General features: G+C 68.1%; 11 protein-coding genes. 1 reads left to right on the top strand and 10 read right to left on the bottom strand.

Translation table 11 applies throughout. The features are described from left to right. Positions 1-4 precede the first annotated feature (4 nt). Positions 5-757, top strand: a complete 753-nt coding sequence (locus tag FB560_RS04720) for an alpha/beta hydrolase (protein ID WP_141871300.1) — start codon at positions 5-7, stop codon at positions 755-757. A gap of 34 nt (positions 758-791) precedes the next feature. On the opposite strand, the gene FB560_RS04715 is transcribed toward FB560_RS04720, so the two are convergent. The 10 genes from FB560_RS04715 to FB560_RS04670 form a co-directional block, all read right to left on the bottom strand. Further along, positions 792-1652, bottom strand: coding sequence for a carbohydrate kinase family protein (locus FB560_RS04715; protein WP_229673257.1), 861 nt, complete (start codon positions 1650-1652; stop codon positions 792-794). A gap of 28 nt (positions 1653-1680) precedes the next feature. After that, complete coding sequence (locus FB560_RS04710; protein ID WP_141871298.1) at positions 1681-2781, bottom strand: polysaccharide deacetylase family protein; 1101 nt, start codon at positions 2779-2781, stop codon at positions 1681-1683. Positions 2782-2788: 7 nt separating this feature from the next. After that, entirely contained in the window at positions 2789-3904 is a 1116-nt protein-coding gene (locus FB560_RS04705) for an adenosine deaminase (RefSeq protein ID WP_141871297.1), read from the bottom strand. Between the two features lie 41 nt (positions 3905-3945). After that, the gene (locus FB560_RS04700) at positions 3946-5238 is read right to left on the bottom strand and encodes a thymidine phosphorylase (RefSeq protein WP_141871296.1); all 1293 of its coding nucleotides are present in this window, start codon (positions 5236-5238) and stop codon (positions 3946-3948) included. Then, the gene (locus tag FB560_RS04695) at positions 5235-5633 is read right to left on the bottom strand and encodes a cytidine deaminase (RefSeq protein WP_141871295.1); all 399 of its coding nucleotides are present in this window, start codon (positions 5631-5633) and stop codon (positions 5235-5237) included. Before FB560_RS04695 ends, FB560_RS04700 begins: the two co-directional genes overlap by 4 nt. Positions 5634-5640: 7 nt before the next feature. Continuing rightward, positions 5641-6924, bottom strand: coding sequence for an ABC transporter permease (locus FB560_RS04690; protein WP_407662561.1), 1284 nt, complete (start codon positions 6922-6924; stop codon positions 5641-5643). Then, complete coding sequence (locus FB560_RS04685) at positions 6924-8243, bottom strand: ABC transporter permease (protein WP_141871293.1); 1320 nt, start codon at positions 8241-8243, stop codon at positions 6924-6926. The genes FB560_RS04690 and FB560_RS04685 overlap by 1 nt, the downstream gene beginning before the upstream one ends. Beyond that, positions 8240-9754, bottom strand: a complete 1515-nt coding sequence (locus tag FB560_RS04680; RefSeq protein ID WP_141871292.1) for an ABC transporter ATP-binding protein — start codon at positions 9752-9754, stop codon at positions 8240-8242. Before FB560_RS04680 ends, FB560_RS04685 begins: the two co-directional genes overlap by 4 nt. Before the next feature lie 109 nt (positions 9755-9863). Further along, the gene (locus tag FB560_RS04675; protein WP_141871291.1) at positions 9864-10976 is read right to left on the bottom strand and encodes a BMP family lipoprotein; all 1113 of its coding nucleotides are present in this window, start codon (positions 10974-10976) and stop codon (positions 9864-9866) included. A 148-nt stretch (positions 10977-11124) separates the two neighbouring features. Continuing rightward, positions 11125-12240 (bottom strand): mannose-1-phosphate guanylyltransferase, encoded by a 1116-nt coding sequence (locus FB560_RS04670; protein ID WP_141871290.1) that lies wholly within the window; start codon positions 12238-12240, stop codon positions 11125-11127. Between the last annotated feature and the right edge of the window lie 53 nt (positions 12241-12293).

Genomic DNA, 12293 nt, shown 5'->3' with positions numbered 1-12293 from the left:
AACCATGCAGAAGAAGCGCGGCCGCCGAGTACTCCGCTGGATCCTGGGGAGCATCGCCGTCGTGCTGGTGCTCGGCATCGGCGGCATCCTGGTGTGGAGCCAGGTCGGCGTGATGGCTGCGGAACCGGAGCCGCTCGCGACCGTGCGGGAGAACCCGGACATCACCGTCACGGATGCCCCCGAGGGGATCGTGCTCGCGCCGGCAGACGGGGACTCCGAGATCGGCGTCGTCTTCATCCCCGGCGCGAAGGTCGATCCCTGGGCGTACGCGGCGATCCTGCAGGGTCTCGCCGAAGACGGCATGACCGTCGTGATCACCCGCCCCTGGCTGAACCTCGCGTTCTTCGACCTGCGAGGCCTCGATTCCTTCACCTCGGCGGCACCGGACATCGACACGTGGGCGGTCGGCGGGCACTCCCTCGGCGGTGTCCGCGCATGCCAGCTCGCCGCCGACGCCGACGCCCTGCTCTTGTTCGGCTCGTACTGCGCCACGGACGTGTCGGACACCGATCTCGCGGTGCTGAGCATCGCCGGTTCCGAGGACGGATTGTCGACTCCGGAGAAGATCGCCGACGCCCGTCACCTGCTGCCGGCCGACGCCGAGCTCGTCGAGATCCCCGGCGCCTCCCACGCGTCTTTCGGGGACTACGGGCCGCAGGCCGGAGACGGCACGCCCACGATCTCCGACGAGGAGATGCACCAGACCGTGACCGCGCTGGTCGACGCCTTCGCTCAGGAGTCGCTCGCCGGACGCTGACGCTTCTCAGCCGAGCAGCCCCGGCACAGAACCCTCAGCCGAGAACCGGATCGAGCAGAGGGTGCAGGTGCCGGCTCCGGAGCACGACGGATGCCGCCCGTGCACCGGCTTCGAGCGCGGCCGTGACCGGCTCACCGGACAGCCGCGCATCGAGCACGCCGGCGAAGAACGCATCTCCCGCACCGTTGGTATCGACGACCTCGACGGGGACGGCGGCCACACGATGCTCCCCACCGTGCGCGTCGACGGCGACAGCGCCGTCCGCGCCGAGCGTGCAGACCGCGAGCGACGCTCCCGCGTCGATGCAGCCGTGCAGGAAGGCGAGTGGATCATCGAGCCGATCGGCGTTGCAGAAGATGACGTCGGCCGCAGCGAGGAAGGGGCGGTGGAACTCGGCCGTACCGTCGTAGTCGTGCACGTCCACCCAGATCGGGCGCCCGGTCGCCTGCGCGAGCGGAAGGAGCCGCAGGGGCTCGGCCGCCAGATCCAGCACGATCACCGCGGACGCGTTCATCGCCGCCGCGATCGCCGAATCCTCGCCATCCGACTGAGCCGCCGGTGACGAGAGGTACAGCGAGACACGAGCACCCTGCCCGGTCATCAGGTTGAGGTGACGCTCGGTCTCCGCGCTGTCTGCCCACCGCACGGGGACACCGGCCGCGTCCAAGGCGGCACGCACGCGCCCTCCCGCATCGTCCTCGCCCGCCGCGGCGTGGAGGAGCGCCGCCCGCCCGAGCCCGCGGAGGCTCAGCGCCTTGCCGGCGCTCGTGCCGCCGACCGTCTCCCACGACGCCTGGGCGAACTGCATGTGAGGAACCGGGTCGGGAAGCCGATCGAGCACCACGATCTGGTTCCACGACGCAGGGCCGGCGATGAACACGGAGGCGTCGGACATGAACACCATCCTGCCGCGTCCGGCGGCCTCAGCCGATGCGGGAGACCAGCGCGTCCAACCCCATGCCGTAGTCGATGCGGACGACCGGGAGCGCGAACTTGTCCGTGCCGATGCCGACGAATCCGGGCTCGATCGTCCGCGCCATCTCGAAGCCGGCCATCGCGACTCCCTGCTTGGCCGTGTCGTTGTAGTGTCCGAACGGGTAGGCGATGACCTCCCGCACACCGAGCGTGTCCCCGGAGAGGTTCAGGTCGGCGGCGATCTGCTCGGCCGTCCAGTTGACCATCCGCCCCTTTCCGTCGTCCCCCGCCTGGTGCATGTCGTGCGTGTGCGAGCGGCGCAGCACGTAGATGGATGGCGGCGGATCCTGGCGGTACGCCGTGATCATGAACGACGTCGCGAGCAGCTTGTGCTTCTCCACGACCGGGGCAGCCAGATCGAACCACGTCTGATCCGCGTCGTCGTCGGTGATGATCACCGAGCGAGCAGGCAGATACAGGCGACCGTCGATGAACGCACTGAGCTCATCCCACGTCGGCAGGTAGAAGCCGGTCGTGGCGATGTGCTCCATCTGCGCCTCGAAGTCTCCGATGTACGCATAGTTGCCGCGCAACCAGCCCTTCTCCCCATCCGGGTTCGCGGTGAACTGGTGGTACATCAGGATCGGGACGTTCGTCCCCTCGGCCAGGTTCTCGTCAGGTGTCTTCCACCCTCCGAAGAGCTCGATCTGCTGGTCCGTGCAGACGACCGGATCGGCGCCGTTCACACGGACGGCGGGGTCGGCAGCGGCCGCACTCTCCGCGCTCGGATACCAACCGGCGAAGACCCGCCCGTCCTGGGTGGGGATCGGGAGCGCCTGGTACAACGCGTTCTGCCACTGCAGCATCGGTTCTTCGGCGATGCCGTCGCCGGAGAACGACGCCGCGCATGCCAGCGGGTCGTCGGCGTCGGCGATCAGCTGCTGCGCGGGGGTCAACACCCGCTCGATGGGCTGCGAGACGGTCTTCGGTGTCGGATCCGCCGGTGGCCTGTTCCACCAGGCGAACCCGGCTGCTCCCGCCCCCAGCAGGACGACGGCCGCGCCGATGCCGACCACGACGCCGGTGCGCCGCCTTCTCCCCCGAGCCATCGTGCGGTCAGTCCGCGAAGCCCTCGGCGATCATCTCGACGAGCTCTTCCCGCTCCTCGACCGGGAGGAACGCCGCCGAAGCCGCGTTGAACTGGAAGGACTCGAGGTCGTCGAGATCGTACTCGAAGGTCTCGACGAGCAGAGCCAGCTCACGCGTCAGAGACGTGCCGCTCATGGTGCGGTTGTCGACGTTCACCGTGACCGAGAAGCCCAGCTGGTAGAGCAGATCGAAGGGATGGTCAGCGAGGGTCTTGCCCCACGCTGCGACCGCACCGGTCTGCAGGTTCGACGACGGCGACAGCTCCAGGGGGATCTCGCGATCACGCACCCATCGGGCGAGGTCGCCGAACTGCACCTGCACCTCGTCACCCTCTTCCGTGACGACCTGCAGGTCCTCGGCGATCCGTACGCCGTGCCCCAGGCGCAACGCACGCCCGTCGACCAGCGCGGAGCGGATCGACGCGAGGCCGGCTGCTTCGCCGGCATGGACGGTCACGGGGAAGAAGTTCTCGGCGAGATAGTCGAAGGCCGCGCGGTGGTTGGAAGGCGGGAATCCGTCTTCGGGGCCGGCGATGTCGAAGCCCACGACGCCACGGCCACGGAAGGCGACGGCCAGTTCGGCGATCTCCCGCGCACGGTCGGTCTGTCGCATGGCGGTGATCAGCTGACCGACGCGGATGCTGTGGCCGTCACGGTCTGCGGCCTCCTCGCCCTCTTCGATCCCCTGCTGCACAGCCGCGACCGTCTGCTCGAGGGTCAGGCCGCGCGTGAGGTGCTGCTCCGGGGCCCAGCGGACCTCACCGTAGATCACGCCGTCGGCAGCCAGATCCTGCACGAACTCACGAGCCACACGCGTCAGACCGGCCGAGGTCTGCATCACGCCGATCGCGACGTCGAAGGTCTTGAGGTAGTCGACCAGCGAACCCGAATCGCTCTGGCTGGTGAACCAGCGCCCGAGAGCCGCCGCGTCCTTCGCAGGAACCGCCAGTCCCTCCGCATCCGCGAGCTCGAGGATCGTCGCCGGTCGCAGGGCGCCGTCGAGGTGGTCGTGCAGCGACACCTTGGGCAGGCTTCGCAGGGACACGCCCTGGATCGTGACGTCGCCGTTCGGATCGATCGACATGGTGGTCCTCTCAGAAGTGGTGCAGGATCGGCAGCCTCAGCCTAGGCCGTGATGCGCTCGCGCACGATCGGACCGGCCGCAGGCGCCTCCGCACCGATCTCCCACGCACCCTCGAGAGCCTCGAGTGCACGCGGGAAGCGCGCCTCGTCGGCGGCCGACAGCGTGAAGAGAGGCTGGCCTGCGACCACACGGTCGCCCGGCTTCGCGTGCAGGTCGATCCCCGCCTCGAGGATCACCGGGTCTTCCGCGCGGGCACGACCGGCGCCGAGACGCCAGGCGGCGACACCGAACGGGAGAGCGTCCAGACGCGAGATCACACCGTCGGAGGTCGCGGTGACGACATGCGTCTCCCGAGCCGTCGGCAGCGCCGCGTCGGGGTCGCCGTCCTGTGCACGGATCATGGCCTTCCATCCGTCCATGGCACGACCGTCGTCGAGTGCGGCCTCCACCTCGGCATCCGGCTGCCCCGCAAGGGCGAGCATCTCCCTGGCGAGCGCGACCGTGAGCTCGCGGACGTCGGCGGGCCCGCCTCCGGCCAGGATCTCGACGGATTCGCGTACCTCGTTCGCGTTGCCGATCGCACGTCCGAGCGGCACGTTCATGTCGGTCAGCAGCGCGGTGGTGGCGACGCCGGAGTCCGTGCCCAGCGCGACCATGGTGCGGGCGAGCTCGCGGGCACGGTCGATGTCCTGCATGAAGGCGCCGGAGCCGAACTTCACATCGAGCACCAGGGCGTCCGTGCCCTCGGCGATCTTCTTCGACATGATGCTGGATGCGATCAGCGGGATCGCCTCGACGGTCCCCGTGACATCACGCAGCGCGTACAGCTTCTTGTCGGCGGGAGCGAGACCGGAGCCCGCGGCGCAGATGACCGCGCCCACGTCGCCCTGCATCTGCGCGAACATCTCCTCGTTGCTGAGTGCCGCACGCCAGCCGGGGATCGACTCGAGCTTGTCGAGCGTGCCGCCGGTGTGACCCAGGCCGCGACCGCTGAGCTGCGGGACCGCGACGCCGAAGACCGCGACGAGCGGGGCCAGAGGGAGCGTGATCTTGTCGCCGACGCCACCGGTGGAGTGCTTGTCGACGGTCTTCTTGCCCAGCGAGGCGAAGCTCATCCGCTCTCCCGAGGCGATCATCGCGTCGGTGAGCACGCGGATCTCGTCGCGCTCCATGCCGCGCTGGAAGATCGCCATCGCGAACGAGGCCATCTGCGCATCCGAGACGTATCCGCGCGTGTAGGCGTCGACCATCCAGCGCAGGGCAGGTTCGGCGACGACGCCGCCATCGCGCTTGGAGCGGATGACGTCCACCGCGTCGTAAGGCTCAACGGTCATCGTGCATCCTCCAGGTCACGCGGCCCGAACGCATCGGGCAGCACCTCGTCGATCGTGCGGATGCCGGAGACGGTCTCCAACAGCATCCCGGGCATCGCGTGCTCGAAGAGCAGCTGACGACACCGCCCGCACGGCATGATCGTCTGTCCGTCGTTGTTCACGCACACGAATGCGACGAGCTTTCCTCCGCCGGACATGTGCAGATCGCCGACGAGTGCGCATTCGGCGCACAGCGTCACACCGTACGAGGCGTTCTCCACGTTGCAGCCGGCCACGATGCGGCCATCGCCGACGAGCGCGGCGGCTCCGACCTTGTACCGCGAGTACGGCGCATACGCCTTGGCCATCGCCTCGGTCGCGACCTGACGGAGCTCGTCCCAGTCGATGTCAGTCATGTCTCTCCTACGACTTGATGTACGGCTTGCCGTCGGCGGCAGGCGCCTTGATCTGTCCCGCGAATCCGGCGACAGCGAGCAACGTCACGACGTACGGCAGCATGAGCATGAACTCGCCGGGGATCGGCGTCTTCAGGATCGAGAGCAGATTCTGGAGGTTGGTCGCGAACCCGAACAGCAACGCGGCGAGCGTCGCACGGATCGGGTCCCACCGACCGAAGATCACGGCCGCGAGGGCGATGAATCCGAGGCCGGCGGTCATGTCCTTGCCGAACTGCGGCACGGAGACGAGCGTGAAGTACGCACCGCCCATGCCGGCGATCGCACCGGCCAGCAGCACGTTCCAGAACCGGGTGGGATTGACCTTGATGCCCACGGTGTCCGCCGCCTGCGGGTGCTCACCCACGGCGCGCAGCCGCAGTCCCCATCGCGTGCGGTACAGGCCCCACGCGACGACGGCGACGGTGATGAACATCAGGTACCCGATGAAGGTCTGGTTGAAGAGCACCGGTCCGATGATCGGGATGTCGCTCAGCAGCGGGATCTCGACGCGAGGGAAGCGCACAGGGGTGTTCAGCGCGGCCTCGTTCGGCGCGAGCAGCGCACCGTAGAGGAAACCGGTGAGACCGGTGACCAGTACGTTGAGCACGACACCGACGATGACCTGCTCGACGAGGTACTTGATCGCGAACGCCGCGAGCACGCTGGCGACCAGGACGCCGCCGATCATGGCGCCGACCAGTCCGACGAACGGGTTGCCGGTGATGCTGGAGAGCAGGGCGGCAGAGAACGCGCCGAGGAGCAGCTGGCCCTCGATCGCGACGTTCACGACACCGGCGCGCTCGCCGATCACACCGCCGAGCGCACCGAACACCAGCGGCACCGACAACGACACCGCACCGAACAGGAGGCTGGTGACGGGCACGAGCCCGCCGGCGGCCGCCCACACGAGGAACGCGAAGACGGCGAGGACGCCGTAGGCGACGACCAGCCACAGCGACGGCTTCCGGTAGGTCCATGCGCCGAGGAACGCTCCGACCGTGAGCACCACCAGGATGCCGAACACGACCCAGAAGGTCGAGGCCGTCGGCAGTGCGACGTCGGGCAGCGCGAACGCGGACGACTGGTCGGAGAGCCGGAAGGTGCTGATGCCGTCACGCGGCACGAGCAGGAACAGCAGGGCGAGGAGGACCGTGGCACCCGCCAGCACGATCGGCGCCTTGAGGTGCCGCTGCTTCACGGTCGCGAGCTGCACCGTGCCGTCAGCGGCCTGGGTCTGCACGAGGGACATCATGCCGCCACCGCCTTCTTCGCGGCCTTGGCTCTGAGCCTGGCAGCCTTCTCGATATCGGTCTTCGGGAGGAAGAACACCGTGCGCAGCAGTGGCGGTGCGGCGATGAACAGCACCACGAGGGACTGCACCACGAGCACGATGTCGACCGGGATGTCCTGCGCCTGCATCGAGAACGAACCCGCCTTGAGCGCGCCGAACAGGATGCCGGCGGCGAACGTGCCCCATGCGCGGCTGCGACCGAGGAGCGCGACGGTGATCGCGTCGAAACCGATGCCGGCGTCGATGGTCTCGGTGACACCCGTGGTGACGGCACCCTGGAGCTGGTTCATTCCGGCGAGACCCGCAAGTCCTCCCGCGAACAGCATCGCGTAGACGTAGATGCGCTGCACGCTGATGCCGGCGGCGCGTGCGGCGTGCGGGTTCTCGCCCACCGCGCGCATGCGCATGCCGAGCGCCGAGCGTTCGATGAGCCACCAGACGAACAGCGTCGCCACGATCACGACCACGAAGCCGAAATCGAGCAGCGGGAACTGCGGTCCCAGCAACGTCGGGAACTGCGCGCTCTCCGGCGTGGCCGACCCGAGCGCCTGATTCGTGCCCGGCTTCTGGAGCAGGCCGGGGGTGCGGATCATCCACAGCAGCAGGTAGTACGCGATGTAGTTGAGCATGATCGTCAGGATCACCTCGTGCGCGCCGGTGCGCGCCTTGATGAGTCCGGCGATCGCGCCCCAGAGAGCACCGCCCGCGATACCGGCGATCAGCGTCACCGGGATGTGCAGCCAGATCGGCAGGTCGAGCGAGAAGGTCAGCAGGGCCGCGACAGCGACACCGATGAGCATCTGGCCGCGGGCACCGATGTTGAACAGGCCGACGCGGAACGCCAGCGCGACACCGAGACCGGCCGCGATCAGCGGCGCGGCGAAGCCGAGCGTGTTCGTCAGCGGACGGATCTGGGCGGCGAAGTCCGCGCCGCGGGCGTTGAAGATCGCGCCGCGGAACAGCGCCTCGTATCCGTTGTACACGGCGTTCCACGCCGCGACGAAGGTGTCGCCGGGCTGCGCGAAGAAGTAGCCGGATGCCGCCTGCACGTCCTCGTTCGTCAATGCGATGAGGACGCCGCCCACGATCAGCGCCAGCACGATCGCGAGGACCGTCGTCACGGCGTTGCCGCGGAGCATCTCCTTGAGGACGACGTTGCCGCGCGGAGGCGGCGGCACATCGGACGGGTCACGGGGAACCGTGCCGGTGCTGGTGGCGAGCTGCTCGGGCGGCAGCCCCTTGGTCACGTCTCCCGCGCCGGGCGTCGCTCCGCTCACGCGGCCACCTCCCCTTCGGCCGCTCCGGCCATCATGAGTCCGAGTGTCTCTCTGGGTGTGTCGCCGGGCACGATGCCGACGATCGCGCCGCGGTACATGACCGCGATCCGATCCGCGAGAGCCGCGACCTCGTCGAGCTCGGTCGACACGACGATCACCGGGATGCCAGAATCGCGCGTCTCGATGATCCGCTTGTGGATGAACTCGATCGAGCCGACGTCCACCCCTCGGGTCGGCTGCGCGGCCACCAGCAGTCGCAGCTCGCGGCTCATCTCGCGCGCGATCACGACCTTCTGCTGGTTTCCGCCCGAGAGCGTCCCGGCGGGCGTGTGCGGTCCCTGGGTCCGGATGTCGTACTCGCGGATGCGCTCACGCGCGAACTCCTCGAGTGCGGCCCGGCGCAGTGTGCCCGCGCGACTGAAGGCGGGATCGTCGGAGCGGTCGAGGATGAGGTTCTCCGCCACCGAGAACCCGGCGACCAGCCCGTCCTCGGTACGATCCTCCGGCACGAATCCGACACCGGCATCGAGGATCGCCCGCACGCTCTTGCCGACGAGCTCCTTGCCGTCGAGCACGATGGATCCCTCGACGCGGGCGGCGAGGCCGACGATGGCCTCGACGAGCTCCGTCTGGCCGTTGCCCTGCACACCGGCGATCGCGAGGACCTCCCCCGGGCGCACGGCGAAGTCGATGCCGTCGACGACGATCGCTCCCGTGGGAGTGAGGACACGCAGTCCCGCCACTTCGAGGCCGCCCTCGCCGAGGCGCGGCGCCTCCTTGTGCACGGTGAGCTCGACGGCCCTGCCGACCATGAGCGAGGCGAGCTCGGAGTTCGTGGCGGTCGGCGATGCCTCACCGACGACGCGGCCGAGCCGGACGATGGTGATCTTGTCGGCGACCTCGCGCACCTCGCGCAGCTTGTGAGTGATGAAGACGATCGCGGTGCCCTCGTCGCGGAGCTGGCGCATGATGGCCATCAGCTCGTCCGTCTCCTGGGGCGTGAGCACGGCCGTCGGCTCGTCGAACACGAGCACCTTCGCGTCACGCGAGAGCGCCTTGATGATCTCGACGCGCTGCTGCACGCCGACAGGGAGATCCCCCACCAGCGCATCCGGGTCGATGTCGAAACCGAACCGGGCGGCGACCGACCGCACGTGCTCTCGCGCCTTCGCGATGTCGAGCGTGCCGAGGGCCTTGGTCTGCTCGTGACCGAGCATGACGTTCTCGGCCACGGTGAAGACCGGGACGAGCATGAAGTGTTGGTGGACCATGCCGATCCCCGCAGCCATCGCGTCACCGGGACCGCGGAAATGCTGCACCTCGTCATCGAGGAGGATCTCGCCCTCATCAGCCTGATAGAGGCCGTAGAGCACATTCATCAGCGTGGACTTGCCCGCGCCGTTCTCGCCGAGGAGCGCGTGGATCTCCCCCGGCGCGACCACCAGATCGATGTGGTCGTTCGCCACGAGGCTACCGAATCGCTTGGTGATGCCGCGAAGTTCGAGCTTCATATCTGCACCTTATCCAGAAGAGTCATCCAGGAGAATCATCGTCCGTCCACGGCACGGGGCGAGTGGCAGAATTGCTCACCACTCGCCCCGCGCTTGGACCTGCGTCAGATCACGGCGAGTTCTTCGACTCCACCGTGATGTCGCCGGCGATGATCTGCTTCTGCAGTTCGGCGATCTCGTCGAGCAGTCCGTCCGGGAGCTGCGACTCGAAGCTGCCGAAGCCGGAGAGCTTGACGCCCTCGTTCTCGAGCGTGCCGATGTACGGAGCCGGGTCGAACTCGCCCGCGGCGGCCGAGATGGTCGCGTCGTGGACGGCCACGTCGATCGCCTTCATGATCGAGACCAGCGTGACGTCGGCCACGCTCGGGTCTGCCACGGCGAGGTCGCTGTCGACACCGAGCATCAGGGTGTCCTTGCCGCTGTCGGCGATCGCCGCAGCTGCGCTCTGGTAGACCGGTCCACCGACCGGGAGGATCACGTCGACACCCTGGTCGAGCACGCCCTGAGCGGTCTGCTTTGCGGTGTCGTTCGCATCGAAGCCGCCGGTGAAGGAGCCCTTCTGCGTGCCCGCGTCCCAACCGAAGACCTCGACCGACGCCGACTTGTCCTCGTTGTACTTCTCGACGCCGAGCTGGTAGCCGTCCATGAACACGGCGACGGACGGGATCTGCATTCCACCGAAGGTGCCGACCTTGTTCACACCGCTCTGAGCCGACCATGCCGCAGCGGCGTAGCCACCGAGGTAGGCAGCCTGAGCCGTGTCGAAGACGAGGGGCTTGACGTTCGGCGCATCGACGTTGCCGTCGAAGTCGTTGTCGGCCCAGTCGTCGATGATCGCGTAGTCGATCTCAGGGTTCGCCAGTGCCGACTCGACGGTCGCGGCGGACAGCTTGAAGCCGACCGAGACGATGAGCGAGCAGCCCTCGGAGACAGCGGTCTCCAGGTTCGGCGCGTAGTCGTTGTCGTTCGCCGACTCGAACTCGAGCGGCTTGATGTCCAGCTCCTTCGCGGCGCTGTCCATACCCTCCTTGGCGGACTGGTTGAACGACTTGTCGTTCCATCCGCCGGCGTCGGAGACGAGGCAGGGAAGGAAGTCGGAGTCGACCGGCTTCTCTGAGCCTGCAGGCTTGTCGGTCGGTGCCTGGCCACAGCCGGCGAGTGCGAAGACGACGCCCGCGGCGATTGTCGCGCCGAGCAGCTTCTTGGTGGTGGAGATGGTCAACTCATGCCTCCCTCAACGAAACCGCGGCCATCGCGGATCGATCAAAGTTACCTAGTGTTTCAACGTTTGCGCACACCGGCGACCCGTGTGCGAACGAATGGTTACCAAGCTGAAATCAAGCCAGCCGATGAGCGTGAGGGCCTGCTCATCAGAGCACGTCGCCCTGGCCGGTCAGCTTGAGCGACTCCACGACACCCTTGACGCGCTGCGCGTGCTCGACCGTCGTGACGAGGAGCGCGTCCGGGGTATCGACCACCACGATGTCCTGCACGCCGACCAGACTGATCACACGATTGGTCTGGCTCACCAGGATTCCGCTGGCGGCGTCCGACAGCACGCGGGCGTTCGGGCCGAGCACGGCGAGGTCGTTCTTGCGTCCGTGCGTGATGAGCTTGGTGAGGGAGGCGAAGTCCCCCACATCGTCCCAGTCGAAGTGGCCGGGGATGACCGCCAGCCGCCCGCGCTCCGCGGCCGGCTCTGCCACGGCGTAGTCGATGGCGATCTTCTTCAGCTTCGGCCAGATCCGGTCGACGGCCGGGCCCCGGCGCTCGCGGTCGTCCCAGGCCTCGGCGAGCTCCGACAGCCCGGCGTAGAGTTCCGGCTCGTTGGCGGCCAGCTCTCCGAGGAGAACGCTCGCCTTCGCGATGAACATGCCGGCGTTCCACAGATAGCTGCGGTCGGCGACGTACTCCTTCGCGGTCTCGAGGTCGGGCTTCTCGACGAAGCGCTCGACCAGAGCCGCCTCGGGAGCACCGTCGACGACGAGCTCTCCCGCCTTGCGGATGTAGCCGAACCCGACGGACGGTTCGGTCGGGGGGATGCCGATCGTGCAGATGTACCCCTCGCGGGCGACCTGCACGGCCTGCTGCACGGCCCACTCGAACACCTGGGTGCCGCGGATGACATGGTCGGCGCTGAACGAGCCGATGATCACCTCGGGGTCGCGGCGGTGCAGGATCGCCGCGGCGAGTCCGATCGCCGCAGCGGACTCGCGCGGCTCCGACTCCAGGAAGACGTTCAGGTCGTCGATGCCGGGGAGTTCCGCCTCCACGGCGGCGCGGTGCGCACGACCGGTGACGACGGCGATGCGATCGGGACCCGCGAGCGGCTCCAACCGGTCCCATGTGTCGCGCAGCAGCGAGTGTCCCGATCCGGTGAGGTCGTGGAGGAACTTCGGCGCGTCGGCACGAGAGAGTGGCCAGAGCCTGCTTCCGATGCCACCCGCGGGGATCACAGCGTAGAAATCCTGAATCGGCTCGATCATGCTGCCAGCGTACCTGCGCGCTCGGCAGCCACTCGGCTACCGCTATGGTCGAT

The organism is Microbacterium saperdae, from assembly GCF_006716345.1.
In the GTDB taxonomy this organism is placed as follows: domain Bacteria; phylum Actinomycetota; class Actinomycetes; order Actinomycetales; family Microbacteriaceae; genus Microbacterium; species Microbacterium saperdae.
This window is presented reverse-complemented; position numbering and strand designations above follow the sequence as displayed.

Bases quoted from the DNA above. Each gene is read 5' to 3' on its own strand.
- FB560_RS04695 (WP_141871295.1), bottom strand. From the start codon at position 5,633: ATGACTGACATCGACTGGGACGAGCTCCGTCAGGTCGCGACCGAGGCG.
- FB560_RS04670 (WP_141871290.1), bottom strand. From the start codon at position 12,240: ATGATCGAGCCGATTCAGGATTTCTACGCTGTGATCCCCGCGGGTGGC.
- FB560_RS04705 (WP_141871297.1), bottom strand. From the start codon at position 3,904: ATGTCGATCGATCCGAACGGCGACGTCACGATCCAGGGCGTGTCCCTG.
- FB560_RS04720 (WP_141871300.1), top strand. From the start codon at position 5: ATGCAGAAGAAGCGCGGCCGCCGAGTACTCCGCTGGATCCTGGGGAGC.
- FB560_RS04715 (WP_229673257.1), bottom strand. From the start codon at position 1,652: ATGTCCGACGCCTCCGTGTTCATCGCCGGCCCTGCGTCGTGGAACCAG.
- FB560_RS04680 (WP_141871292.1), bottom strand. From the start codon at position 9,754: ATGAAGCTCGAACTTCGCGGCATCACCAAGCGATTCGGTAGCCTCGTG.
- FB560_RS04700 (WP_141871296.1), bottom strand. From the start codon at position 5,238: ATGACCGTTGAGCCTTACGACGCGGTGGACGTCATCCGCTCCAAGCGC.
- FB560_RS04690 (WP_407662561.1), bottom strand. From the start codon at position 6,924: ATGTCCCTCGTGCAGACCCAGGCCGCTGACGGCACGGTGCAGCTCGCG.
- FB560_RS04710 (WP_141871298.1), bottom strand. From the start codon at position 2,781: ATGGCTCGGGGGAGAAGGCGGCGCACCGGCGTCGTGGTCGGCATCGGC.